Source organism: Arthrobacter terricola (genome assembly GCF_004354015.1).
Taxonomy (GTDB): Bacteria; Actinomycetota; Actinomycetes; order Actinomycetales; family Micrococcaceae; genus Arthrobacter; species Arthrobacter terricola.
This window is the reverse complement of record NZ_SMRU01000028.1, coordinates 1-23,427: the sequence shown is the minus strand read 5'-3', so window position 1 is coordinate 23,427 and position 23,427 is coordinate 1. Positions and strand designations below refer to the sequence as shown.

Annotated in this window: 28 protein-coding genes; 14 read left to right on the top strand and 14 right to left on the bottom strand. The window is 62.9% G+C overall.

The genetic code is table 11. From position 1 onward, the window contains the following. Positions 1-18 precede the first annotated feature (18 nt). Positions 19-291 (bottom strand): DUF1508 domain-containing protein, encoded by a 273-nt coding sequence (locus E1809_RS20230; protein WP_133206036.1) that lies wholly within the window; start codon positions 289-291, stop codon positions 19-21. 632 nt (positions 292-923) lie between these two features. On the opposite strand from E1809_RS20230, the gene E1809_RS20225 reads away from it, so the two are divergent. The 5 genes from E1809_RS20225 to E1809_RS20205 all read left to right on the top strand — a co-directional run bounded on the left by E1809_RS20225 (position 924) and on the right by E1809_RS20205 (position 3,890). Next, positions 924-1,388: an SRPBCC family protein gene (locus E1809_RS20225; RefSeq protein WP_133206035.1), complete on the top strand. Its 465-nt coding sequence runs from the start codon at positions 924-926 to the stop codon at positions 1,386-1,388. Between the two features lie 201 nt (positions 1,389-1,589). Continuing rightward, the gene (locus E1809_RS20220) at positions 1,590-2,039 is read left to right on the top strand and encodes a hypothetical protein (protein ID WP_235835696.1); all 450 of its coding nucleotides are present in this window, start codon (positions 1,590-1,592) and stop codon (positions 2,037-2,039) included. A gap of 206 nt (positions 2,040-2,245) precedes the next feature. Continuing rightward, a complete protein-coding gene (locus tag E1809_RS27170) occupies positions 2,246-2,839 on the top strand; it encodes a hypothetical protein (RefSeq protein WP_133206034.1) in 594 nt (197 codons plus the stop codon). Positions 2,840-2,914: 75 nt separating this feature from the next. After that, positions 2,915-3,172, top strand: coding sequence for a hypothetical protein (locus E1809_RS27165; protein ID WP_133206033.1), 258 nt, complete (start codon positions 2,915-2,917; stop codon positions 3,170-3,172). A 205-nt stretch (positions 3,173-3,377) separates the two neighbouring features. Further along, entirely contained in the window at positions 3,378-3,890 is a 513-nt protein-coding gene (locus tag E1809_RS20205; RefSeq protein WP_205754276.1) for a GNAT family N-acetyltransferase, read from the top strand. Between the two features lie 721 nt (positions 3,891-4,611). On the opposite strand, the gene E1809_RS20200 is transcribed toward E1809_RS20205, so the two are convergent. Beyond that, a complete protein-coding gene (locus E1809_RS20200; RefSeq protein ID WP_133206032.1) occupies positions 4,612-5,094 on the bottom strand; it encodes a hypothetical protein in 483 nt (160 codons plus the stop codon). A 280-nt stretch (positions 5,095-5,374) separates the two neighbouring features. On the opposite strand from E1809_RS20200, the gene E1809_RS20195 reads away from it, so the two are divergent. Continuing rightward, on the top strand, positions 5,375-6,127 hold the full coding sequence (locus tag E1809_RS20195; RefSeq protein WP_133206031.1) for a MerR family transcriptional regulator: 753 nt from the start codon (positions 5,375-5,377) through the stop codon (positions 6,125-6,127). A gap of 121 nt (positions 6,128-6,248) precedes the next feature. On the opposite strand, the gene E1809_RS20190 is transcribed toward E1809_RS20195, so the two are convergent. Continuing rightward, positions 6,249-6,584, bottom strand: a complete 336-nt coding sequence (locus E1809_RS20190) for a hypothetical protein (RefSeq protein WP_205754275.1) — start codon at positions 6,582-6,584, stop codon at positions 6,249-6,251. A gap of 228 nt (positions 6,585-6,812) precedes the next feature. Between E1809_RS20190 and E1809_RS20185 the strand changes: the two genes are divergently transcribed. The 5 genes from E1809_RS20185 (at position 6,813) to E1809_RS20165 (ending at position 9,869) form a co-directional block, all read left to right on the top strand. Continuing rightward, positions 6,813-7,277 (top strand): hypothetical protein, encoded by a 465-nt coding sequence (locus tag E1809_RS20185; protein ID WP_133206029.1) that lies wholly within the window; start codon positions 6,813-6,815, stop codon positions 7,275-7,277. 184 nt (positions 7,278-7,461) lie between these two features. Beyond that, positions 7,462-7,896 (top strand): hypothetical protein, encoded by a 435-nt coding sequence (locus E1809_RS20180; protein WP_133206028.1) that lies wholly within the window; start codon positions 7,462-7,464, stop codon positions 7,894-7,896. A 142-nt stretch (positions 7,897-8,038) separates the two neighbouring features. Beyond that, entirely contained in the window at positions 8,039-8,977 is a 939-nt protein-coding gene (locus E1809_RS20175) for a hypothetical protein (protein ID WP_133206027.1), read from the top strand. A 208-nt stretch (positions 8,978-9,185) separates the two neighbouring features. Then, the gene (locus tag E1809_RS20170; protein WP_133206026.1) at positions 9,186-9,386 is read left to right on the top strand and encodes a hypothetical protein; all 201 of its coding nucleotides are present in this window, start codon (positions 9,186-9,188) and stop codon (positions 9,384-9,386) included. Between the two features lie 123 nt (positions 9,387-9,509). Continuing rightward, positions 9,510-9,869 carry a hypothetical protein gene (locus E1809_RS20165; RefSeq protein WP_133206025.1) on the top strand — a complete coding sequence of 120 codons (360 nt, stop codon included), beginning with the start codon at positions 9,510-9,512 and terminating at the stop codon, positions 9,867-9,869. 164 nt (positions 9,870-10,033) lie between these two features. On the opposite strand, the gene E1809_RS20160 is transcribed toward E1809_RS20165, so the two are convergent. Continuing rightward, positions 10,034-10,642 carry a hypothetical protein gene (locus E1809_RS20160; RefSeq protein WP_133206024.1) on the bottom strand — a complete coding sequence of 203 codons (609 nt, stop codon included), beginning with the start codon at positions 10,640-10,642 and terminating at the stop codon, positions 10,034-10,036. 361 nt (positions 10,643-11,003) lie between these two features. On the opposite strand from E1809_RS20160, the gene E1809_RS20155 reads away from it, so the two are divergent. From E1809_RS20155 to E1809_RS20145, 3 genes are all read left to right on the top strand, one after another. Beyond that, the gene (locus E1809_RS20155) at positions 11,004-11,558 is read left to right on the top strand and encodes a hypothetical protein (RefSeq protein WP_133206023.1); all 555 of its coding nucleotides are present in this window, start codon (positions 11,004-11,006) and stop codon (positions 11,556-11,558) included. A gap of 95 nt (positions 11,559-11,653) precedes the next feature. Next, positions 11,654-12,133: a hypothetical protein gene (locus E1809_RS20150; protein WP_133206022.1), complete on the top strand. Its 480-nt coding sequence runs from the start codon at positions 11,654-11,656 to the stop codon at positions 12,131-12,133. A gap of 333 nt (positions 12,134-12,466) precedes the next feature. Then, positions 12,467-13,180 carry an ankyrin repeat domain-containing protein gene (locus tag E1809_RS20145; protein ID WP_133206021.1) on the top strand — a complete coding sequence of 238 codons (714 nt, stop codon included), beginning with the start codon at positions 12,467-12,469 and terminating at the stop codon, positions 13,178-13,180. A 163-nt stretch (positions 13,181-13,343) separates the two neighbouring features. On the opposite strand, the gene E1809_RS20140 is transcribed toward E1809_RS20145, so the two are convergent. From E1809_RS20140 to E1809_RS20095, 10 genes are all read right to left on the bottom strand, one after another. Further along, complete coding sequence (locus tag E1809_RS20140; RefSeq protein WP_133206020.1) at positions 13,344-13,946, bottom strand: dihydrofolate reductase family protein; 603 nt, start codon at positions 13,944-13,946, stop codon at positions 13,344-13,346. 497 nt (positions 13,947-14,443) lie between these two features. Continuing rightward, positions 14,444-15,241 (bottom strand): hypothetical protein, encoded by a 798-nt coding sequence (locus E1809_RS20135; protein WP_133206019.1) that lies wholly within the window; start codon positions 15,239-15,241, stop codon positions 14,444-14,446. After that, on the bottom strand, positions 15,238-15,846 hold the full coding sequence (locus E1809_RS20130) for an RNA polymerase sigma factor (RefSeq protein ID WP_133206018.1): 609 nt from the start codon (positions 15,844-15,846) through the stop codon (positions 15,238-15,240). The genes E1809_RS20135 and E1809_RS20130 overlap by 4 nt, the downstream gene beginning before the upstream one ends. Positions 15,847-16,136: 290 nt before the next feature. After that, positions 16,137-16,640: a DUF6194 family protein gene (locus E1809_RS20125; RefSeq protein WP_165962418.1), complete on the bottom strand. Its 504-nt coding sequence runs from the start codon at positions 16,638-16,640 to the stop codon at positions 16,137-16,139. 314 nt (positions 16,641-16,954) lie between these two features. Then, entirely contained in the window at positions 16,955-17,971 is a 1,017-nt protein-coding gene (locus E1809_RS20120; RefSeq protein ID WP_133206017.1) for a hypothetical protein, read from the bottom strand. Positions 17,972-18,026: 55 nt separating this feature from the next. Next, positions 18,027-18,461 (bottom strand): hypothetical protein, encoded by a 435-nt coding sequence (locus E1809_RS20115; protein ID WP_133206016.1) that lies wholly within the window; start codon positions 18,459-18,461, stop codon positions 18,027-18,029. Positions 18,462-18,911: 450 nt separating this feature from the next. After that, complete coding sequence (locus tag E1809_RS20110; protein WP_133206015.1) at positions 18,912-19,727, bottom strand: class I SAM-dependent methyltransferase; 816 nt, start codon at positions 19,725-19,727, stop codon at positions 18,912-18,914. 10 nt (positions 19,728-19,737) lie between these two features. Further along, positions 19,738-21,267 (bottom strand): putative bifunctional diguanylate cyclase/phosphodiesterase, encoded by a 1,530-nt coding sequence (locus tag E1809_RS20105; protein ID WP_133206014.1) that lies wholly within the window; start codon positions 21,265-21,267, stop codon positions 19,738-19,740. 377 nt (positions 21,268-21,644) lie between these two features. Beyond that, complete coding sequence (locus E1809_RS20100; protein ID WP_133206013.1) at positions 21,645-22,019, bottom strand: DUF7793 family protein; 375 nt, start codon at positions 22,017-22,019, stop codon at positions 21,645-21,647. 481 nt (positions 22,020-22,500) lie between these two features. Further along, positions 22,501-23,091: an AAA family ATPase gene (locus E1809_RS20095; protein WP_205754274.1), complete on the bottom strand. Its 591-nt coding sequence runs from the start codon at positions 23,089-23,091 to the stop codon at positions 22,501-22,503. Between the last annotated feature and the right edge of the window lie 336 nt (positions 23,092-23,427).

Below are 23,427 nucleotides of genomic sequence, written 5' to 3'. Positions count from 1 at the left end.
GCGCGGCAGCCGGGCGCGCTAGCGTCCTGCTGCTTTCCGGGAACGTTCAATCTTGCCGTGTTGCGCGGATGCGGCATGGCGCTTGCGGTGGGTGGCCAGTTCGTCGTGACCGTGCCGGTTGTCCCTGACCGTGGCCGTCCCGGCGATTTCCCTGATGTTGGCAATGCCCTTCGCCGCGGCGGCCCCGTCGGGGAAGGTTACTGACATTGCCACCAGATAATCCTCGGAATCTACTAAAGCCACCCTGTACCCGCCGTCGGGGGCATCCATGAGTTCAAAATAGCCGGCCATGTCCTTTGCCTCCTGTCCGGCACGTGGGCGTGTGAAAAGGGACAAACTAAGTATACTGAGCATCACCGCTTCAGGCACCCCCGATCGGGAACCCCAAGCGTAGCGGGCCGGCACGGCCATGCAGGGCGGGCCTTTGGGGCTCAGTCGTACCATTCCCAGCTCTCGGGGACCCACCAGGACGGAACCGGAAGCGTCGTGGACGCCCCGCATTCGGCGCAGTTAAACCGCAGAGTCGAGGGGATCTCCGGCCCTGCCCCGTCACCTAGGCTGAACGGCGTGAACAACGCCTGGCTTGAGTCCACGGGGGCACCGCATGCCCCGCAGCGAGGATCCGGGGGTGAAACGACCCCGGTCCGGCCCGACCCGTCGGGCCGTCGCCCTGTACTTCCTGGTGTGACCATCGTGACCACATCGTTGCACATTCGATGAGGTCCCGCGTGCGTCAGGGCGCCCAGATCGTCCTTGCGTACGGTGGGCTGATGAAATCCACCTTAGTCTCCCGAGCCGCGGTGCGGGGGCTCCTCCGTCAGGTGGATCTGTCCCTTCCAGGCCGGAAGATCGTTTTAGCGTGGAAGTGAGACCCGATGGCCTGCATATCAGGGCCGGGCCGGTAACTGAAGGAGTGAAAAGCCATGGCCACCGTGCTGGAATCGGTCGACGTGAATGTCCCGCTGAGCCAGACCTACAACCAGTGGACCCAGTTCGAGGAATTTCCCCGCTTCATGGACGGAGTGGAAAGCGTCCGGCAAATCGACGACACCACCGTGCATTTCACCACCGACATCGCAGGGATCCGGCGCGAGTTCGACGCCAAGATCACCGCCCAGATCCCCGATGACACCATCAGCTGGGAAAGCATGGACGGCCCCCACAATTCGGGAAGCATCTCGTTCCGGCCGCTGAGCGCCACCGAGACCCGGGTCACCGTCAACATGACCTGGGAACCGCGGACGACGCTCGAGCACCTCGGCGCGTCCACACACCTCGACGACCGGCAAGTCAGGAAAGACCTGGAACACTTCAAGGAATTCATCGAGGCCCGCGAAGTCGAAACCGGAGCCTGGAGAGGAAGCATCACAGAAGGCGAAGTCGAATAGCAGGCTCCACCCACACCGGAGGCTGAGGATCCTCCGAGGTGGACCGCCCCCTTGGAACCATGGGGTGCCGGTCAAGCATGAAGTCAAACCAACCATCCGAAGGCCCGCAAGGCCAGGACGCGGAGACAGGACGCGAAGAAGCGTTCCGCGGGCTGCAGAACCTCTCGCCCGGCCTGGCCGCCTTCAAGGAAGTGAACGACAATGACGTCCGAAATCACACAATCCACCACAGACCCGACCGGCCGCGGCGACGACCGCCCATGGTGCAATACCTGCGGCAGCGACGAGGTCCTCATCATCGAGACCATCGGCATCCCCGCCGCCGGGCCGCCCGGCATGGCGGACGTCAGCTACACCTGCACCGAATGCGACGGCTTCTACGCCCACCCGGTCCGGCAGGACTCCCTGGACCCGGAAACCCTGACAAAAATGCTTCCCGGCCCCGGGGACGAACAAATCGGCTGCTACACGCACTGCGGAGAACCGATGACACTCGGTACAACCGGCACACACCATCTCGCCTCCGAACGCACCAATGACACCGAACACCGGCTGCTCGAGGTATACCTGCAAACCCAGGTGCTGCACTGCCGCTGCGGCTTCCAAATGGAACTCCCCGGCATCGGAAATCGCCGAACCGCTGCAGCATAACGAGAGGCCGTCAGGTCTCTGCCTAGCCGTTCGTCTCCACTGGTCACGACAATGTGCACGATGAGGGATCCCTGAACGGACACCCCGCTCTGACCGCGTTGGCTTCGCGGCAGAAATAGCACCTCCGCGCGCCACATCGCTGACGGTCAGAGGTCTTGCGGTGGGCATCGTCCGGGGAAGATGATCTGTCCATCGGGAGGTGCGTTGTGTCGTCGGGTTCGTTATCCAAAGCAGCGGCCCTTGCTGCCGCATGCGTTATCGCCCTCGCTGGCTGCGCCGGTCCGCCAGAGCAGGCGGGCCAAGGATCCAGCCCGCCCGCGAGTGCGGGGGCACCGTTTCCCTTGCCCGTTCCGTCGTCCCCGGCCGCGCAGGGCGCGGCTCCGACGTCGCTGCCTTCATCCGGGAGTGCGATCATTACCGTGCAGCCCGGTGCTCATCACCTGATCCCGGCCACGAGCGATCGGATCGCTGCTGGGGTCTGCGGCCTTGCCGTCGGGCCTGTTGCCGTCGTGTTCATCAATCCGGACACACCTGGGCCGCGATGCCAGACCGTGACTGCATCCCAAAGCCTTGAGATCGTCAACCACACGGGCAGCTTCGGCTTCGCTGGCAAGACCGTGACCATCCGTTGGGCTCCGTATCCGACTGTCTCGCTCGACCCGGGACAGGCGGTGATGTTCTCCGGCGAATTCGGCGCCTACCTCGCACCCGGTGACCATTTTGTCTGGATCTCCGTCTACGCCGGCGGAGGGACGGAGGTCTACCTCCGCGACGCGACAAAGACGGCTGGCTCACCGTAAGCCGCGGTCAGCGATCCTCAACCGGGACGTGTGCGTCCCAGGACCCATCGACATCCACGTTCAGGTCACGCAGACTTGGCCAAAAGCGAGGATCGGGAAACCAACGCCCCATCGACGACCGAAGCAAATTGGGGACCAATGGCTAGGTTTTGGAACAGGAAAACGCCGGCTCTGTCCTTTATCCCGGTCGGGATCGTGGATGTCGGTTTGTTTATTGCGGCTTCAGGTGGCAATCGGTTTGGCTACTGGTTAACAACAATCCTGCTTGTCGTGATCCTCCTTGCGGTCGTCAATAACTTCCGGATCGGCCGCGCGGAACGTGAAGGACACTAGGCAAAATGTTCCGCCGCGCCGTCGGAGTCCTCGATCGTGGGGGAACGCAGTCGTCCGACCCCATCGGGCAACTTCCCCGCGCCGACTCACGTTCATCGACCTTGAGACGGTCGATTGCAGCACCCGTTGAAGGACCGGCTCAGGGGCGCCTCTGTCGCATGTTCATATCCACGACTGGCCGAAGCGGCGCGTCTACCGTTCAGCAATGACGGTCAACTTTGAGGTGCGCCGCGCTGAGCCTGCCGACGCGCCAAGCATGGCGGGAGTTCACGTGGACACCTGGCGGGAAACCTACAGGGGATTGATGAACGATGCCGTGCTGGATGATCCTGGACTCCTGGACTGGCGCGAGCGATTCCAGGCCTCGGCCCTGAGCGATCCACGGTATGAACAGAACAACGTCGCCGTCGCTTTGCATGAAAGCGCGTTGATCGGCATTGCAATGTCAGGCCCCTCACTTGAGGATCCCGACGAGCCGCAGGAGTTGCACGTCCTCTACGCATATGCCGCGTTCCACGGTTCGGGGGTGGGCACGGCGCTGCTCAACGCAGTCATCGACCCAACCGCACCTGCTGCGCTCTGGGTGGTTGACCCTAATCCGCGGGCACAAGCCTTCTACCGAAAGAATGGCTTTGTCCCCGACGGGGTGGTGAAAGTCGAACACGGCGTGCGGGACGTTCGAATGGTCCGCAGGACCCAAGCAGCAAACACCCGGTAGAGGATCTCCTCAAGGACCACGGCTCCGGGAACAGCGGGAAAGCGTCACCCGTCGGAAGTCGGCCGCGCGCGACCGATGTATTTTTCCTGTCTCTCGCAGGCCGAATGCTGTGCCGGGACCTCGTCTGCCCGATTGGCCAAGCCGTTGTTCGTAGCATTTGATATCGTGACGATCAACCGAACAATCCTGTCTCCAACTAAGCCGAGGTCCCTCTGGAACCGTCAAAACCGTCCGCCGCCGACCTCGGCGCGCTGACGTATTTCGATCGCCTGATAGCCTCGGGGAAATACAGCAGAGAGTCCCTGTATTACGTGAATAGGTTTTGGAACTTCTTCTGGCTGTTCAAGGCCATTTTCGCTGTGGAAGCCGTCGCCCTCGTTGCTACCGTACTTTCGACCCGGCCCAAAGTATCAAGCCCCTTCTTCTACATTCCCATGGGCGTCCTGTGCATGACAATCGTGGTCTATATCACGATCGCGGTTATTCGGTTGTCGGCCCTGTTTCGCTCAAGGGCTCGCGATCGCCGGAATATACGGCAAGGAGTAGCCCTCGACATTCCGCCGGCAGGTTGGAGCCCGCCTCGGAACTGGAAGCCCGGCATGGCCGTCGCATCTCAATTCGAGTAAGCCTGTCAACGGCAGCTTAGAACGGACCGGTGGCGGCAAGTTGGTTTGCCGGCGATGTCAGAATTCCTCTTCACCGGGGGTGTGTGTTGGCTGTGTCAGGTGACGGGAAATACGTTGACGGCATCCTTCGCACGTCTGATGCCCCATAGGAACACGGAGCCGTCAAGGTTTCGCACGGCTATGGTTCGTTTGACGCTGAGGATGTCCACGTCCTGGGGATACTCGTACCCGGTGTGGGCGGTGAACTCTTCTGCGAATCTGCGGTTGATGACCGGTGCAAGCTGTTTGCGTTTCCGGCTCCCGTAAATGGAAAACCCGGTCAAGAGGGCAAGGACGATACCCGTGACGGTAAATCCGAGCCAATGGGGAATGCCTGTCGTTCCGAACTCGGTGAAGCCCAAAAGGATCCAGAACAACAAGAAGAGCGGACCCGGAATGCTGCCCGCCGTTTTGTATTTCCTCAGTTCGGGCAAAGTGACGGTGAAGGCGTGATGGGCGTCATCCATGAGGCTCTCCTGGATCCGGCGATGCACCGAAGCGGCGGTTCTCCTCCGCTGGCTCATAGTCTGCCACCTCATGCGTTTCCAAGGACTTTTCACGTGGGCAGTCCGGTTGGGGCAACGTAGGCGGACTGCGTGGTTTCGCGCATTTGGAGTCTTCGTTCGAGCGGCGCCCCTGGGCTCCCCGCCGCTTGCGGCTGCGTTGCTGATGCTCAACGGCTTTGGGGGCTCAACCGCCATGCCTCCGATCACTTCCGTCGATGCTCCTATAGGCGTCTAATCAGGTTGGCCGTTGGATCGCGACCCACAGCGCAGGAAGCTTGATCCTGACGCCACGTCAGGTCCTACGCTGGGAAACGTGTTGGAGACCGGCGGGCAGTTGTGGAGCATTGGTGAACTGGCGGCGTTGTGCGGGGTCACTGTGCGGACCTTGCACCACTACGACCGGATCGGACTATTTCGCGCAACAGGGCGAACCGGCTCCGGGCACCGGCGGTATTCGGAGGACGATGTCCGCCACCTTTACCGCATCAGGGCGCTGCGGGCGCTGGGCCTGTCCCTGGAGCAGGTCCGCGAAGTCCTGGCGTCATCGCCAGATGACGCCGGCGCCGTGCGGCAACTGCTCAGCGCCCAGTTGTCGGCCCTGCGTAACCAAGCGGAACAGGCACGGCGCCTCCAGCACCAGATCCAGGCCCTGCTCGACAACACGGGCAGCACCATGCCGGGCGTGGATCACTTCATATCAATTCTGGAAGGGATGACCATGTACGAGAAGTACTTCACCGAGGAACAGCGCACCGAACTGGCGCAACGCCGGGCTGAGCTCGGCCCGGCAGCCGTAGACGATGCCAAGGCCACGTTTGCACGCCTTGTCGAAGAAGGACTGGGCTATGTGTCGGCAAATACTCCTGTGGACGACCCCGCGGTATTGGACTTTGCGAGGCGTTGGGATGGGCTCGGTTCCCGGTTCCACAGCAATGACGCGACCAAGTCGGCGGCGCGGAGCATGTGGCAGGACAACAGCCCGGAGCTGAGCGCCAGGCTGCCATGGCCTCCGGACCGGCTCCAGGAACTGGTCACGTATCTCCAGCGGGTCCGGGACGCTGGCTAAAGCAGGACCTCCGGCCGGGCTTTCATCCGCGTGCGAGACGTCTCGACGAGGCGCATCCATTTCACGCCATCGGAGCACGCGCTGAAGGATCCTGGAGCGGGCGTTCGCACCCAGCACGGCCTCAGATCTGGAAAGTCATTCGAGTGCTGCTGGACTCGAGGGTCAACGGGGAGTTCAGGTCGATTCCCGCCTTCAGCAGGTATGCGAAGTCGACGATTCCCATGAACGCGCCGGCTGCCGAGCTGCTTTGGAACAGCGGGGCCGAGGTCCCATGCTTGTCGGAGAGCGCAAGGGGTTCGGCTGCGATTGCGGGAAAAATGGCTGTCGCGTGGTACCTGCCAGGGAGCATGACGCTGGTACGAACGCGGATGAGGACATGCTCCGTGGTAGTTTCCACGCTTTGAACGGTGAAGTCGATACCGCTCTTGCTCAGAACCTTCGGCATGCTGACGAACATGCTCTCCAGCATACGTCGATGCCGGTGGAAGGATGAGGATCGCCGCAGACTTCCGGCCGTCGTCAATTTAGGCTGCGTCATTGGCGCGTCCTCGGGTCATTGCTTTGGGCTTGGCGAAGGACGGGTCCGGGTGCGACGCCTCAATTGGCAGAGGCATCGGATTTGTCCGGAACGGGGTCCCTGACATTCACAAACACGAGGTCGTCAAAGTGGTCTATTCTCTCGAGAATGGATAGCCACGCAGAGGATAGGGCACGGGCAATCTTCCTCCGCGAGCAGACGGGGTTGATCCTGCCCCATGAGCTACCCGATTTCGCGACTGACCTGCTCGTCTTGGGTTACGATTCGCCGTCGCTTCGCGAACTGGCAGGCCTTCCTCAAGGGGACCGGGCAGACGCGGCAGACCTGTGGAAAGGCGTCCGTGGGGAACTCGGCATCCCCACCGAGAGCGAGGAAGAAGCTGCTGTCTATCTCCTGGGTTATTGGGCCCGGGAAACAACGCGGGGACGGATTGACGTCGTGGCCGGGTCCAAGCTGATGTACGAGGCCGCTTGGTTCCCACTGGGACAGCCGAAGGAACTGAACGAACTCGTCTACCTCCTCGACATCTGGGACGAGATGCCACATCGCCGCGAACAGACCGCCGCGAAGCTTCTCGCGTTCGCCCGGACGCTGGCGGGCAGCGGAAGCTAACCAAAACACATGGTGAAGGATCGCCATAGTGAACTTCTTACGCGGAGCGGGTAGGGTCGTGGCTCCCTATTCTTGTTTTGATGCCATCGCCGTTTTATCCCGGTGTGTGGAGTTTCCGTAAACGTAGTCGCCAGTAGGATCGACAACGTACTCGAACCTTTCGAAATGCGGAGAATACTACACGATGACCGGACGCCGCGGTGAACGAGGCTGGTGGAGCCGGGGGAGGCTGTGGTGGAGGTTTGTGTGCCTCGGGGCACTCCTCGGCCTTGTCGCAGCACCCATCCACCTGCTGAGTTGGACGCTGCCCACCTACAATCCCGACTTCGTCGTCTACTACGCCTTCTACCTGGTCTTTGAATTGATGCTGGTGTCGGTTCTGGGGGTTGTGGTTGCCGGGGCGGTGATCGTCGCCAGACTGGCAGTCGCCGAAGAGACCACCCCCAGGAACCAGGCGATGGTCACCGGTGCCGTGGCCTTCATCGCTTCGGGTGCCTTGTCGTTCTTGCTCGCCGCCCTCGGTCACACCGGCAGCCCCTGGGCCGTCGCGGGTATCACCGGAGTGTTCGCGGGCGGTGCTTTCGCTTTCGTCTACTACAAGCACACCAGGCAGACTTGAAAGGAGAGCCATACCCCGTCTTGTATGGGTCCCGCAGCGGGATCGGCGCGGCCGCGGCAGTCACTGCCCTAGGCAGGATCGATTGTCGGCGATAGGCTGCGGAAACGGGGCCGGCTGCGGCTCGCGGGACAGGGGGACCACGTTGAGCTCGTTCGTTGTCGGCAAGGATCTGATCGACCTGTTGGCGACCGCCGCCCGGAGGATCCGCAACGGCAGGATGTGGGATGGCTTCTTCGACTATGAGGACACCGCTACCGCACAGTCGATCGGGGAAGCACTGGCCCGCTTCAACACAGTGGCGGTCGCCGACCACTACCAGGAAGAGTATTCCGAGCCGGAGTACACGTTCACCCCGGTCGAGGAGATCCTGACCGGAACGCTCGAGCCCAGGCATCTGGTGCAGATCTGCTTGGCTGCGAGCTGTTACAACTACCAGACCGGCGAGGACCACCCGCAATGGGCCTACAGCCTCCCGTGGGCAACCGTGAAAGCGATCCGTTTCTGGGCAGAGACCCGCCTCTACGGGCTCGGCTGGCCGATCGTGAAGCTACGGAACTCCGGTGGATACGAGTGGGCCGGCCTCGAAGACGCGGCCTGGGAATGGACCCGCGAGCACGGCTTCCCAGATCTGCAGATCAATCCTGGCCGGCTCGACGACGACGAAGTCAGGCAGGCGATCACGGCCACCGAGCGGATGGGCGAGCAGGTGTCCGCGGCGCTGGGGATGTCCAGGGTCTCTCTCCTCGCCCGCCTTGTCCTGGCTGGCCATGAGGACGGCGCCTACCTGATCCTTGAGCCGGATGGCGGCCGATTTGTCCGCTGTGCGGTCTTCCGGGAAGGCGGCGGGAAGATCGCCGAAATCAGCTCCCCCGAGGCGGCTGCCCATAGTGCAGAGCCCACAGGCGGGGAAGAGGTTCGAGCACTCCTGGCGGCCGTTGATCCCGGCCCTGAGAATCCGGCCTGGACAGAGTTTGCCCCTGAGGATATCCCGCCGCTGGATGAAGGGTCTCGAGCGATCGACCTGGAAAAGGCGTCGGCCTGGTCGCCGTTGACCACCCGTCCGCGCCCCAGCCACACCTGACCGAACGTCTCGCCGCGGTGCGGACGACTCACCCGAACCTCCCGCAGCATTCACGTTTAGGGATCCTCGGACGAACACGGCAACAACGCGAATCCCTGCTGCTCTCTCAAAACGCCCGCGCCGGCCACGGGGAATTCGAGGTCTACCCCTCACCCGCTGAATCGGCCTGAAATCCGTACAGTTGGGTCAAACGGAAGATGAGGCAACCATGAGTCAACCAACTAAGCGTTCGAGACAGAACACGTTCCTCGGGTACGGGTTCATCCTGCTTTCAATCATCGGGATCATCAGTGGCATCGGCCAGATCTGGTCCTCTGGAAAGGTGGTGCCTGGCCTGACGACGATCCTGTTCGGTGTTGTTTTCATCGTTGTCGGCGTCATGCGACTTCGGGTAAAGAGCAGGCTGTGACCGTCCTGCCCCGTCAGCGCCGGCGGAGCCTGCAGACACGCCTACCGGCGGATATGGAGCTTTTACTTGGTAACCCGCGATCCTGAGCGTCAGCTACTGGCAGGGCCAACAGCCTACGCCCTGATGCGTATGCGTATCAGAAATACAACTACTACTACTCTGGCCTTCCTCGCCATCATGGGCGTCCTGAACGTTTCGCGCATCCCTCTGTTGTGGCTCATGTATACCGCTGCGGCTGGAATGCTCGTGAGCAGATTTTCAGTCGCATTCCTGGTCATCTACGTCGCGATAAAAACAAAAGCCGAGGAAGAAGCCGGCTACACCACCCTGCAGCACGGCGACAGGAAACTGGAACAACGCGACCCGTATCTTGGCAGGGTTGTTCGCGGCCCCGGCGAGGACTACCTCGAACCAGCCCAGTTCAGTGCCGCCCTCCAAGCTGCCAAGGCGGAAGCCGACAGACAGGAACCGCAACGCAGGTAGTCGAAGATCGCGTCTTCTCTGCCAAAACGCGAACGCTGTCCTCGGTTCGATGCACGCCGAATGGCAGCTACTTGCGGGCGGGCTATCCGCTGTCCGGTCAAGGATCCTCTACCGGTCACGTTGGAGGACGGTGTGCACTTCCCAGGTGAGGCATCTCAGGTTCTCTATGAATGCGTTGAGGGGCGTTTGGCAAGGATCGCATCCAAGGATTGTCCCGCGTGGGCCCGTTCATCCTTATCTGTGGGGAGAAGCTCGAAGCGGTCCTGGAAGGGTGTGGAGCTTCCTTGGATCTCGAACACGAGCTTCGGCCGGGAGGCCAGCGGGCCGCTCAGGTCCTCCAGCCTGACGTCTTTCACGAGGCTCCACGGGATCATCCCGAAGGAGAAGGCCCCCTGAGGTCGCACCAGTTCGAGCCCTCGCCGGTCGGCGACGACGAGGACTCGACCGGAGCGGCCTCTAGCCTGCCTGGTGAGTGGGCCGGGCCTAAAAAAGAAGTCGGTGTAGCCGGCACCCCAATAGGTTTCAACGACTACCGCGTCCGGCCGTGCGGCACGGAGAGCCTCCGCAGCCTTCCTGGCCTTGCCGGCCGGAACGGTCAGCAGGAAAACCGCCGGGACACCGACAACGGTCAGCGCGAGGAGCAGGTCCCAGAGAGCCTCGGTGCCCCTGGAGCGGACGCCGAGAGAGAAGCGTGCGGCGAACAGAACTGCCGTCGCCACGAGCAGGACGATGCGGAGTGCGGGCACTCGGGACTTGCTTGGACGCTCAGCCATGTGAAAACTCTACGAAGTCTGCTCTGGATCAGGTCCCGGACCCGCCGGAACAAGGACGGTCGGCAAAACGATCTACCCAGGTGCGGCCCACTGGCCACAGATCTCGACGTCGGGTGATTCTCCGTCGAAACTCTGAGAGCAAGAGCCAGTAAGAGTTCCAGTAGAGGACCGGCTTGCGGGACGCTGTGCGGGCGGCCCTCTTGCAGGATAAACCAAGCGCTTATCTCGCCGCTTATCGAACGGTAGCCTATGCCCTGCTGGAAGCTGAACAGCCCTTGCTATACGGAGGACCTGCGGACCCTGGCGATATGAGCGCAGCAACCGGCTGTCGATCTGTGGTCTTCGGACTTAAGGTAAGTGAATGTTTAGACTTGTGGGCTTACTTTTATGGTCGCTCCTTTGGCTGACAGCCAAGGTTGCCTGGTATGCCGCGATCGCCTTGGTAAGGCTCATGGTCTTCTGCTTCGGCATCGTACTAAGGGTTTTTGTTGTGTTGTTTGCGGGCGTTTCCCGCGAAATTGCCGACGGAGCCGCAGCTCGGAAGCGTGCAAGCGCCAGTCAGAAGCCTCCGTCTCACAAAGTGAACACGCGCAGTCCGAGAGCGGGGACACCGGTCAAGCCGGTGCCGCAGGTGAGGAACATGTCTACGCCAGGGGCACCCGAAGTTCCCGTTGATGTGGAGACATTGATTCGGCAAAATAAGCGCCGCGATCGTTCACGGGCCGCCTCCGAGTGGTTTCGGATGTGGGACGAAGCATTGACTCCAGCCCAGCAGAAGGAAAAACAGGTACTTCGGCTGGCGCGTGAGAGCGGCAGATCGATAGCAGACCACAGCTTCGGACTTTTCCCGGGGGATTACATCCGGGAGGAACTCGACCGGCAGATGAAGGAAAGACCGCACCTGACCGATACCTGATGGTGGGAGCCTGGGGCGCAGCCAACGCGGTCCAGTGATGCAAGGACAACAACGCTGGACAGTGATAACCTTGGTTATATACGGGAGGCGTGGCCATGACGATTAGCACCGACACCGCAATTGCCAATGCCCGCCGTGCACGTGCACGGCGCGAGCTGGGAGGCCTGGACTACATCAGGAACGTCCGCGCGGCCGTGGAGATCTTGGACCAGCGCATCGTCGCCCGCGAACTCGGCGTGAGTCAACCGGCGATCAGCAAGCTGCTGTCGCAGGCGGATGCCAGGGGAGTGAAGCCGATCCCGGAGGGATTCAGCGGTGCCAGCCCCTACGAGATCGCAGAGCGCTACGCGGCGGGCGACATTGACCGGGCGACGATGAGCCGGGAACTGTCCGCGTGGCCTTACGTGAAGAACGAAGGTTTGGCTGCGGCGCAGGCGGAGTGGGACTCCACACCTTATCCGGACACTCCCGGTTCCTTTGAAGAGGTCGGTCAGGCATACGATGAGGGTCTCATTGACGGTGAGGCCTACGACACGATTCTGGCCGCCTCAGACAAGGTCCCGGAATCCAAATGACTACGCTGTAATGCGTCACCACCGGAGAACAGACTGCAGTGATCCGCGCCCATTTGCAGCGTCCGGGCGCGGACTGCCGACCTCTGACGGCCCGCACGACGCGCCACGAGCCAAAACCCCCCCATGGTTCAACGTGCGCCGCGGGTGCGCCGCTCGAAGTCCGACGGCAGCTCCACACGGAAGTCCTGGCGCGTTTTACCGGGGCCCGCCCCGAGGTACGCAAGGACAGGAGAGCGGTCGTCATGGCGGCCCGCCGGGTGCCGGCAAATCCACGGCGCAAATTGTTCTCATCAACCAGACGCTGACGCAGCCAGAACACCGAGAGGATCGGCTATGCCCTCCGAGAGCGACTACCTGAACGCCTTCCTCGCGATCCGCCAGGGCGAGTTGGAACATCTTGAGACTTTGCTGAAGGCACATCCCGATCTTCCCAACTGGCGCCTGGCCGGGCCCGCGCGAGGACGTACGCCGCTTCATGTCGTCACCGACTGGCCCGGATACTTTCCACATGGACCGCGCATCGCCGGGCGCCTTCTCGAAGCGGGAGCCGACGTCGACGCGCGCGGTCCGGACGGCTCAGGCGAAACGCCCCTGCACTGGACCGCCAGCAGCGATGACGCCGCCGTCGCCCGTGTGCTGATCGCGGGCGGCGCGGACATCGAAGCGCCCGGTGGGTCAATCGGAACGCCGCTCGACAACGCGATCGGGTACGGCTGCTGGAACGTGGCCCATCTGCTCGCCGAGCGCGGCGCGCGGGTCGACAAGCCCTGGCACGCCGCCGCCCTCGGAAAGCTGGAACGCCTCACGGAGCTCCTCCACGCCGATCCCGCACCCGGAAAGGATGCCGTGGACCAGGCCCTCTGGCACGCGTGCGCCGGCGGGCACAGGCGTGAGGCCGAGCTCCTGGTCGAAGTCGGCGCTGACCCCGGCTTCACCCCGGACTACGGCCGGGGCACCTTGCTCGACGCGGCTTCGAATCATGGCACCCAGCGGATGAACCTCATCGAATGGCTCGAAGGACTCGGCGTACAGCGCGGTGACCGCTAAGACGCCCGCCGGACCGCGACAAACGCTCCGAACCAGCCCTGCGTCTTGTCCGCAATCGGATCCCTGCCCGACGCATCATGGACGGACAGAACTGCTCAATCGGGTGGAACTCACGTCTCTGGACGTGGTCACTCCGTCACGGCGCCCGCATGGCGATGAGCGATCAGCCGGCTTTGCGGGGCTGGGGTCCAACGCCTTCGGGAATCTCACCGTGGAGGTGCGGTTCGTAGACGAGCTTCACAGTCCGTCCGTCCAGCACGGTGGACCCGATGAGGTCCAGGTCGAACTCCGCCCCGTCCTGGAAGAGCGCGGCATAGCCCGCGCGGCCCGTGATGGCGGGAAACATCATGACCTCGAGCCGGTCGACGAGGCCGGCGGCGAGCAGCGCGCGGTTCAGGGAGATGCTGCCATGTGAACGCATCGGTACGTCGGTGGTGCGTTTGAGCCGGTCGATCGCGGTCACCGCGTCCTCGTTCAAGACGGTCGCGTTCTGCCACCCGGGCGCCTGCGGGTCGAGCGTGCTGGAGAACACGATCTTCGGCAGTTCGTTCAGGCTCCGGTAGTACGGTTCGTCGTAGTCGACGATGAACTTCCGGAACTCCCGGAAGGTTGTCGCGCCGAAGACGAGCACCTGGTCCCGCGCGAAGGTTCGCACCCGGTCCTCGATCAGCTCGGGGCCTTCCTTGCCCCAGTACCCAGGCCAGCCCTCGGCAGAGCCGTAGCCGTCCACGCTGCAGAAGAAGTCGACAGTGAAGGTGGTGCTCATGGTGCTGCTCCCTTTCCCGGGCCGCCCCGGGCGGGCGGCTTCATCACTTCTACGATCACGACCGGCCCGATCCGACACTTCTGCCCGGACTTCTTTGACGATGCCGTGCTGTCGGGTTACCGCTGCCCCTTGGCTGCGCCCAGGAGTCAGGAGCTAAGTTTGGTTCCCGACGCGGGCCGGGGGCAATACTCAAAGGTCCGGACACGGCAAGAGGCCGGCCGGCACATTCGCTGACCTGGTCTCTTGTTGAACCGTTGGAGCGGCTGGATGGTCTCCGCCTGAAGTCCCTTCGGTCCCCGGGCAATGTCGTTCCCCGTTTCTTCCACAGGCAAGTGGCCGGTTCCGCTGCCCGGAATGCTGTCCCGTACACCCGCGCGACGACCCTATGTGCCGGTTACCGGTTTTCGAGGTCTTCTGTGCGGAATGTCCGACACCGGCGGACACGACGTTTTCGCCGACGCAGCAATACCCGGCGGCAGCGAAGGGTCTGCGGAGTTTTATCGTGGCTGGGCGCTCCGGGTTGGGTAGGACGGGATTCCACCGCCGGTGCCCCCAGCCATAAAGACGCCGACTCTGGTTTCACCGTCGCTGAGGAAGACCGGAATTTCACGGGGAGGTCTTGGGGTGCTGAAGTTTTTTACGGCGTCTTCGGGGCTGGTGGGCATTGGGCCGCCGTAGAGGTCCCGGGCATAGGCGTATCCGGACCGCCCGTTAGTGGCTATCACCGCGATGAGGTCGGGTGTTCCGTTCTCCGGGCTTTCCACTCCGTAAGTCTCACCTTTTGCGTTGACGCCCAGGCGTGTCCTTTCTTGCATCACATATTCGGCGGTGAGCTGCCACCGGGCTTCGGGGGTGGTCTTGATCGTGACGCTGTCCTGCCCGGGGACGAGGCCGAGGGTGTAGCCGGCCCAGCCTGTCCTGCCGTCTGTGACGTCTTCCCCGGAGCAGCTGCTGGACGCGCCGTCGGGATATACAAACCGGCCCGGTGTGAGGCACTTGAGCTCCAGCCGTATCCCGGTCGTTCCTGCCGGGGGAGTACCCAGTTGAACAGTCGCTGTGCCGGTGTAGGTTGTGGTCACGGGTGAGGCCAGGGGGGTCACCTTTTCGCCTCCGGGAATGACCAGAAGCCCCGCGGCCGCTGCTCCGGCACCGAGCAGCCCCGTTCCCAGCACCGCGGCGGTGCCCAGCAACACCCCAGGCCGCCGCCGTGAAGCGGGCGATTCATTTGCGACCCGGGCGACAAGTTCGGCCCGAAGGGCATCACTGAACACATCGTCAACGTGAAGCTGGTTCATGGCCGTTTTCCTTCCAAGACCGGGGTTGGTGCGGTGGGAGGTTTGGTGGATGCGTCGCCCCCGAGCGCGACTCTTAGACGCTGACGGGCCCTGTGCATGCGTGACTTGGCTGCCGCCGGGGTCAGGTTCAGGACCTCGGCCGCGGCGGCGATCGTGTGCTCTTCGAAGACGATCAGGCTCACCAGGTGCAGGTCCTCGGTGGTCAGAGTGCCCAGCGCGCGGGCAAGATCCTGATCGAGCTGGTTCTGGTAGCGGCTGTAGGGATCCGTGGCCGGGTCATTGGCCTCCTGGCGACGGGGAAGGGAATTCAGGAGCCGCCGGTAGCGGAAGTCAGTGCGGGCGCGGTTGCGAGCCGTGTTCGCGGTCGTCACCAGAAGCCAGGGAAGAATGGATCCGTCGACGACCCGCACGTGCTTCCGCCGGCGCCACAGTTCCAGGAATGACGCAGCCATGATGTCTTCTGCATCGTGATGGTTCCCGCACAGCCGGTAGGCGTGTCGGAAAACCCTGTCGCGGTGCCGGTCATAGAGGGCGCCAAAGGCGTCACCCCGGCCAGCAAGGCTTAGACTCCACAGCTCCGCTTCCCCGTTTTCGTTGCTCCCCATGCCCTTTAGTGTCCGGTAGAAGCCAAAAGGTTTCACGGAATCAGAAAGAATTTCGGGCCGCGTCCTGACCCGAGGAGTACCTGCTGGTCGTTCCCTTTGTCGGCACTCAGGACCCTGGGTTCAAATCGCCAAGACCGCCCTGGCATCCTCGTGGCGTCGCCACCAACTGGTCGATTTCGCTGCGCGGGCACGAGGAAGCACCCATCTCCGCTGCGAGCTGCGCGACGGGGCGTGTCCGATCCGCTCAACAGGGCGGTGCTTGCGTTCTGCCGGGGTGGCGCGTTGCGGCATCACCCTTCCGTGCCTGCGTCGGGGTCGCCGTCCGTCGGGTCGTTGGCTCTCCGGCGCTCCGCCCGCCGCCTGGCGTCTTCATGGGCCTGGAGCAGGAGGCGGGTTGCCAGCGCGTATGTGTTGACACCAGGGTTGATGATTGAGACCCACCCTTGCCCGCGATACACAGGATGAGGGAGGACGACGTCGACGGCGGTGTAGTCCCTGGACGCCGGCTCGGCGCGGGGAATCTCACCGGTCAGTTCGACAAACGCCTCCGTACCGACGTGAACGTTCAGGCGCCAACGGTCGGGATGGTCGAGGTCGCAAAGGGTATCGCCGGGGTAGTTCTTCGTGACGATGGTGGCGTAGGGCTGCTGCCGCTGTGGCACTTGGCCATCGGGTGCGTAGTAGAAGAAGTGGTCTCCCCACACGATCTCAGGGAAGACGCTGCCCTCGTCGGGGGCGAGTTCGAGGACGCCATCAAACGCCCGGACTGTCTCAAGGAGCTGCTCCATGCTCATAGCTCAAGTGTGCCTCTAATGCCTATGGAGGGCCCGGGCCGCCGCGGCAACGCCGGGATACTCCGTGCGGCAGGTCTCCGCTCAGGAAGCACAGCTCGCCGGCAAAGGCCAACCTCAATCGGCCCGCCGTCAACAGTATGCTCGACACAATGTTCGAGGTCGTCGAAAGCTCCGTTGCTGGAAGTAAGAAGATCGGCATCCCGGGGGTCAGTCTGAACTGCCGTGAAGAATCGGGCAGAACTCGGAAGGGGAGCTGCTCCCGGCTCGCGAAAAACCGTGCATGCCGGTCAGGTGCTGAGATTCCCGAATCTCTCTCACTCACGGTTCGTGCTCCCGGCGATGCCTGCATCAGCCGGCGGAAGAAGATCCGCATGGCTGCTTGCGTAGATTCGGGCCCGTCGTATGCGGACAACGTAAATCGGAATGAAGACGACGAGTGCAACAACGAGGAAGGCGGAAAAGCCAATCTGGAAGGCGTCTGCCTGTCCTGAAACAAACTGTTGCACCTGCTGAATTCCGAGCCCCAGATACAGCAGGATGAGGTAGCCAAGCATGAATGAAAGCGTGGTCGGGATAACCGCAGCGTATTTCGCGGCCGCGACCTGCTCGCCCTGATCCAGGTCGAGCTTCTTGTTGCTCAGTACGACCTTTGCTACTTTCCGTATCGTGCCGAGGTCACGGCCGACTGCGTCCCGGAGGCGCCGGCTCAACGGCAGGCTGACAATGACACATGCGAAGCCGGCGGCCAACAACGCGAACGCCAACGCGACGAGCGGTTGCACACCGCGGTGTGAAGCCGCGCCGCTGCTGCCCGCAATCAATGCACCAAGAACCACAAGCGCGACGGCAAAGACGGCAACGAACGTGATTGCGACAATTGCAATCTTCCGACGGATCTCCTTCCGTGTGATCGGCGCCCACCTCGACGGCTGCGGGTGAGCCTCGTCACGGCGGAGGAGGAAACGACCAATGAGAAGGCTGATGCACGTCAGCCCGATCCCGCCGGCAATGAACAGGACGGGAATCCATACAGGCAACTGCGCGGCCACCGCATAGGCAATGATGGCGATCGCACCCAGGAATTCGAGCCCCGTCACCACCCACAGCCACCGATTGAAGAACCTTTTGCTTTCCTCCGTTCTGGTCACGTTCCAGAAAGAGGTCAACGAGCCGAGGGTTAGCGGTCCGTAGATCATCACGGTAAGCGCAAATATGGCCAATAACTGCACTCCGGTGGAGTGCCGCGGCGAGAGGACAAAGATCAGAACAGCTCCGCCGACCATTAATCCGGTGGCGATAACCAAGGAGAATATGAAGGCGAGCACTTTCACGATGATGCCTTTCGTCAGTCACACCGGGCGGGATTTCAGATCCGGTGAAGGATCGTCATGGGGTGGCTTTTGGTTTGCGGGGCCATCCTTGCATCATGACGTTGGCGACGGTCACGCCTATACCGGCACCCAGTCCGCCGTAAAAACCTCCGCTGAAACCGATGAGGTCGCCTGCAGCCCATGCCACGAGTGAAATGATCAGCAGGGGCGGGACAAGCAGGATCCCACGACGCACCCACAACCGCTTTCTGACTCGTTCCGGGGCGTTGAGCGAGAAGACAGCCATAAGCACAAACACCACGGGGATGAGCAACGCCGGGACCATCCACGCCCGCCATGGCCACCAGTGCCACAGCCCAGCGCCGGACATCACGAACAGAACCACCAAAGCCACACAAGCTCCGACAAGGATCACCCAGTGCAACCGCGAGACTCGAAGCTGCTCAAGGGCCCGGGCGAGCAGAGCAGATTCTTCCTCATCGTTCGTCATCGCGGCCGACTCAGCAAACGGGCCGGCGGGAATGCCTGCGTCGCGGACCAGTGCCCATGATCGTTATGGCATTCATTCGTCTTCCCCCAATCGTCGCGACGCCCCGGAGCCGACGGAGGCTACCCGGCAAAGGCATGCCCGCACCACGCCGGCAAGTCCTCTCGCGCATCAATCAACATCGTGACTCCCACCATAGATAATCAGCAAGCTTCCTAACTAGAGTGCTCGCTACCCGCACGGCCCGGGGGTCGGAAGAACCCGCTGCTTAGGCAACATTGCCGGCGATGATGCTGTCGTGATGGCACCCCGGCGGCCCGGAATATTCCTTCTCTGTGTGGGTGCCCTGAATGTGCTCATCGGGAGTATGCCCGACACTCAAATCGGGCCAGGGCGAGCCCGCGTTTCGCCGTGCATCATCGTTCTCTATGCTCCCGGGCCGAAGGGACGCTCTTACGGTTCCTGCCCTGTTCGGGAGCCTTCCGTGCCCGACAGGAGAGCGTAGTATCCCGGAACCCATTGCGAAAGACCGCCGGGGTTCATCGGGACCACTTCAATGTTGACCGGCCCGTCCGCGATCACTTTCCAGTCTGATGCAGGAAAGGCGTTGTGTCGTTCCCTGGCGCCGAAATGCCCGGGCCGGGGAAGGTTTTCCAGGGCGCGCTGCAGCTGCGCGGGCATGCGTTGCGGGCTGGCACCGAGCTCTGTCAGGTAGGCGAGGCTGTTTCCGCGGAAGTTGGTTTCGGCCAGTAACACCCGGCCTCTGTTCCCGACAATGGTTCGCAGGTTGGCGGCCATGGCAGCCTGCTTGTCGGGCTTGAGGACGTGGAAGACTCCGCGGACGAAGACATTGGCCGGCCCCAGCCGCTCCAGCAGGAGCTCTCCCGCGCCCGCCCGTGAGGCGTCCAGGACCATGAAGCCGGCGTTGTGGATGCCTTCTGCTTCCTTGCTTGCCCTCTCGATCGCCCCTGTGGAGACATCGATGCCGAGAGCCCGCGGGAACAGGCCGGCAAGCCAGCGCGTGTTGCTTCCGTTGCCGCACCCGACGTCGACGACCGGCAGGTCCGGGTCAAAGTGGGCGGCCACGGCGTCGGAGTACTGCGCGCGTTCGGCCATGGAGTCGGCGTCCCACAGAACGTCCCCTGAACGGCCGGTGGCGCGGATTCCTTGCCAGTATCCTTCCCACGCGGTGTCCCGGTTTCGTGGTGCCCGGGAAGCGAGGCGTACTACCGTGGGGACGAGCAACATCCGGTCCCAGAGCTTCGACATAAGGCTAACTTTACAGACGGCGTGCGGGCCGGCGGAGTTGATCGGGTATCCGGGCGGCCGGTACCGGATATCCGTAGAAGTAGCCCTGGCCGTGGAGGCATCCCATGGCCTGCAGCTGGGTAGCCTGTTCGGCGGTTTCGATGCCTTCCACGGTCGCGCTGAGTCCGGCCGCGGAAATCAGCTGCAGAATGGCGGCGACGAACTGTTGCTGCCGGGGGTCGGACTCCATGTCCTTGATCAGGGACTGGTCGACTTTCACGGTGTCAGCCGGAAGCGACCTGAGGTAGCTGATGGATGAGTAGCCGGTGCCGAAGTCGTCGATCTGCAGCCCCACGCCGAGCTCCCGGAGCCGGCTGAGGACCTGTTCCTCCCCGGTTCCCCGGGACATCAACACGGTCTCGGTGATTTCCAGGACCAGACGCCGCGGATCCACGCCGTTCCTGGCCAGGGTGTCCCTGATGTCCTCCAGCAGGTCGGGCCGAAGCAGCTCGGCAGCGGAAAGATTGATGTGCAGACAGAAGTCCGGCAGGTCCGGATCGCTTCGGTTCCAGCGCCTCATCTGGGCGAGGCCTTCATGCAGCACCCAACGTCCCAGCTCGAAGATCAGCCCGGTTTCCTCTGCGATGCCGATGAAGCTTCCCGGCAGAATGGTTCCGCGGACGGGGTGATGCCATCTCAGGAGGGCTTCGACCCCGATGACCTTGCCGGAGCCGAGCTCGACCACCGGCTGGTACAGCAGCGCAAGCTCCCCGCCGGCAACGGCGGTGCGCAGTTCCGCGGTGATCCGCGACCGTTCCCGGACCGCGTCCAGCATCTCCGGGTGGAAGAGCTGGACATTGTTCCGCCCGCGCGCCTTTGCCTGGTACATGGCAATGTCGGCATCGCGCATCAGCGCCTCCGCCGGATACCCCGGTGTGCCGAGGCAAACCCCGATGCTGGCCATCGCCCAGACCGTCTCCGATCCGATGCGCATGCTCTCCTGCAGACACTCCGATGCGCGCTGCGCAATCCGCAGGACCTGCTCCTGCGTGGCCGCGGTAAGGAGGATGGCAAACTCGTCCCCGCCCAGGCGCGCCACAGTGTCCGAGGCCCTGACGACCGAGCGAAGACGCTTGGCAACCTCCACCAGCGCGGCATCACCGGCGCTGTGGCCCAGGATGTCGTTGATGGCCTTGAAGGAGTCCAGGTCCAGGACCAATACGGCAGGGGCCTTCCCGTCATCCACGCCGGAGAGGATGGCTTCCTGGATCCTCTCGGTGAGCAGGGTCCTGTTTGCCAGGCCCGTCAGGGCATCCGTCTTGGCCATCTGTTCCAGCTCAACCTGTGTCTTCCTCAGCATTGCCGTGCGGGCTGCCACCCGTTGTTCCAGATCCGCATGAATGTGACCCAGTTCCTCCGCGAGCAGATTGACTCCCGTGATGACAGCATCAATCTCATCCCGTTGTTCGGAAGGTTCAATGCGGGCGTCCAGGTCGCCGGCAGCCAGCCGGACAACGCCGTTAACCAGGCGCGGGTCCTGAACGCTCTTTCGCGGGCTCATGCAATCCTCGCGGGCAGAAAACCACCGGAAAATGCGCCGGTGACCGGATCCGTCCGATCAACGCGGCAGCGGGCAGAAATGCGTTCACTCACCAGGCCCCTCCCCGGCGTGACGGGTTTGTCTTCATGTCCCGGGCCCCACGGGCAGCAATGGATGCGGCGCCGCTTCTCCGCCAAGAAATTCCGCCCCGGGCCGCGGTGCCGCCGGGGAACCAACAGAAATCCGGCCTCGGCCGGTCCCGGGCGAGAAGGCGCCGGCGTTCCGGGCACACTGCCACGCCGAGACCGCACCCACGTCCTCCACGACCGGTTCACATTCTCCCTAAGGGCACAGCCGCGTGGCGCGGCACTGACCGCGGCAGGACGCACATCCGGGGCTCACGCACCAACATCAAGCCAGTCGATGGCCTCGCTGCGTGATGTAAAAAAACGGGTCGGACAAGGCGGGACGTGCACTCCAAGGAAGAAATTCGCCAGGACCCGGTCCACGGGCGACTTCCCCAACAAAGCGATCCGGGAAGCGCCGCACGGAATGGACCAGACAGCCCTTGCCTCCCGGCTCACGGAAGCGACTTCCGCCATGTCCACGAGCATCGGGCGCTGTTCCTGCCGGCACAACTCATTGACTTTCGCCATGGCCGCACGGGCATCCTCAACCTCGATGGCGACCCCGGGCACCCAGTGCAGATGAAGAAAACCGTCGACGCTCAAATCGACACTGGACTTTCCACCATCCCCAGTATCCGGTACCACGATCACGTCCCCTCCCGGGCAAGCCGCCGAGCCTTTCAGCAACTGCCTCAAAAATACCCCGGCACGGCGGCGTTCTCATGGAAACGACGCCGTGCCGACGTCCCGCGTGTCGACCACCTTAGAACGGCCAATCCACGCCTTCGCACATTGTTCCTGAGTTGTCTCCCGTGCGGTAGAAGGACGTTGAACCCCCGTCCAGGAGGTCTGTGCCCGATCCCGTTTTGGTTGAATGAAATCGTGCCGAAAGTGCCCCTCGACAAACCACGCCGGTATCTGTTCGTCTCACGGTGGCATCACCGTCTGGTACCAACAGCCGCGGTCCCGCCCCATCGCGGAGCGGCGGAAGTCCCGGTTCAGGACCGGATGTCATTGATGCGTAATCCGTTGCCCCAGGCAAGTTTCTGCAGCTATGGTGGTGAATTGCTCTGGCTGTGCCTTGGGGTGTGAACCGCAACGATAAATGTCGCAGTTTCCGCGTTGGTTAGTGTCCGATGAGCAGCGCTTCCTGGGCGGCGTCGACGGCCTCGGGGGTCAGGTGCTGGCGGTTGTTGATGTCGAGGATGCGGTTGATTTGGGTGATGAGGCGGTCGGCGAGTCGGAAGTTGCCGTTGGTGGCGCGGACGATGGCGGCGATCGCCGCTGTGTGCGCCAGGCCGTCGTCGTCGGGGTCGGGTGCTGGGAGTCGTTGGGCGGCTACAGAGGCGAGTTCGTCTTTGCGGAGTGTGCGGTATTCGTGGGCAAAGCCGATGCGGCTGTAGAGCTGGGGGTAGCGGGCGAGGCGCTTTTCGATCCCGGGCATGCCGATGAGGATCACACCCAGGCTGTGACGGTCGTAGAAGTCTCGGACTTGCTCGAGTCCGGCTGTCTTGAGTCGGTCGGCTTCGTCGATGATGAGCAGTTCGGTTCGGCCGCAGTGTTGTGATTCGGTGTGGACGTAGGGGTCGACGTGGCCGTGTTCGGCGTAGTCGATCGCCCAGGAGATGTGCTGGCAGGCTCGTGGCAAGCCTTGGTCGATCTGTTTGATTGTGGCAGAGACGGTGGGGGTGAAGAACGCGGTCTTGCTGTGCAGCACTTGTCCTGGGACGGGTGGGAGGTCCTCTTTGCCGCTGCTTAGACGATATGAAGTGGGACGGGTTACCTGCCCGTCCGGAGCGGTCCATTATCGCCGGGCGGTCCTGCAGCGCCGGCTTTGAGGTGATTCGGCCGCCCCGACGCGCATACTGGCGCTGCCGGACCTGGTCCCGGCGGTGGCGGCCCTTATCCCGGACGGCCAGTTTCAGCCGGGAGGATGAGGGGCCGGGGCCTTCTGTTTCACAGGTCCGTGGGTTGCCATTGGCGGCTCCTGTGGCCTGCGAGGGTCCTTGGGGGTGCAATGGTAGTGCCACATGTGAGGTTTGGGAGGTCCCGG

Excerpts from the sequence above, each read along its gene's own strand:
- E1809_RS20230 (WP_133206036.1), bottom strand. The coding sequence starts at position 291 with ATGGCCGGCTATTTTGAACTCATGGATGCCCCCGACGGCGGGTACAGG.
- E1809_RS20225 (WP_133206035.1), top strand. The coding sequence starts at position 924 with ATGGCCACCGTGCTGGAATCGGTCGACGTGAATGTCCCGCTGAGCCAG.
- E1809_RS20220 (WP_235835696.1), top strand. The coding sequence starts at position 1,590 with ATGACGTCCGAAATCACACAATCCACCACAGACCCGACCGGCCGCGGC.
- E1809_RS20205 (WP_205754276.1), top strand. The coding sequence starts at position 3,378 with ATGACGGTCAACTTTGAGGTGCGCCGCGCTGAGCCTGCCGACGCGCCA.
- E1809_RS20200 (WP_133206032.1), bottom strand. The coding sequence starts at position 5,094 with ATGAGGTGGCAGACTATGAGCCAGCGGAGGAGAACCGCCGCTTCGGTG.
- E1809_RS20190 (WP_205754275.1), bottom strand. The coding sequence starts at position 6,584 with ATGTTCGTCAGCATGCCGAAGGTTCTGAGCAAGAGCGGTATCGACTTC.
- E1809_RS20185 (WP_133206029.1), top strand. The coding sequence starts at position 6,813 with ATGGATAGCCACGCAGAGGATAGGGCACGGGCAATCTTCCTCCGCGAG.
- E1809_RS20180 (WP_133206028.1), top strand. The coding sequence starts at position 7,462 with ATGACCGGACGCCGCGGTGAACGAGGCTGGTGGAGCCGGGGGAGGCTG.
- E1809_RS20170 (WP_133206026.1), top strand. The coding sequence starts at position 9,186 with ATGAGTCAACCAACTAAGCGTTCGAGACAGAACACGTTCCTCGGGTAC.
- E1809_RS20165 (WP_133206025.1), top strand. The coding sequence starts at position 9,510 with ATGCGTATGCGTATCAGAAATACAACTACTACTACTCTGGCCTTCCTC.
- E1809_RS20160 (WP_133206024.1), bottom strand. The coding sequence starts at position 10,642 with ATGGCTGAGCGTCCAAGCAAGTCCCGAGTGCCCGCACTCCGCATCGTC.
- E1809_RS20155 (WP_133206023.1), top strand. The coding sequence starts at position 11,004 with ATGTTTAGACTTGTGGGCTTACTTTTATGGTCGCTCCTTTGGCTGACA.
- E1809_RS20150 (WP_133206022.1), top strand. The coding sequence starts at position 11,654 with ATGACGATTAGCACCGACACCGCAATTGCCAATGCCCGCCGTGCACGT.
- E1809_RS20145 (WP_133206021.1), top strand. The coding sequence starts at position 12,467 with ATGCCCTCCGAGAGCGACTACCTGAACGCCTTCCTCGCGATCCGCCAG.
- E1809_RS20140 (WP_133206020.1), bottom strand. The coding sequence starts at position 13,946 with ATGAGCACCACCTTCACTGTCGACTTCTTCTGCAGCGTGGACGGCTAC.
- E1809_RS20135 (WP_133206019.1), bottom strand. The coding sequence starts at position 15,241 with ATGAACCAGCTTCACGTTGACGATGTGTTCAGTGATGCCCTTCGGGCC.
- E1809_RS20130 (WP_133206018.1), bottom strand. The coding sequence starts at position 15,846 with ATGGGGAGCAACGAAAACGGGGAAGCGGAGCTGTGGAGTCTAAGCCTT.
- E1809_RS20125 (WP_165962418.1), bottom strand. The coding sequence starts at position 16,640 with ATGAGCATGGAGCAGCTCCTTGAGACAGTCCGGGCGTTTGATGGCGTC.
- E1809_RS20115 (WP_133206016.1), bottom strand. The coding sequence starts at position 18,461 with ATGACGAACGATGAGGAAGAATCTGCTCTGCTCGCCCGGGCCCTTGAG.
- E1809_RS20110 (WP_133206015.1), bottom strand. The coding sequence starts at position 19,727 with ATGTCGAAGCTCTGGGACCGGATGTTGCTCGTCCCCACGGTAGTACGC.
- E1809_RS20105 (WP_133206014.1), bottom strand. The coding sequence starts at position 21,267 with ATGAGCCCGCGAAAGAGCGTTCAGGACCCGCGCCTGGTTAACGGCGTT.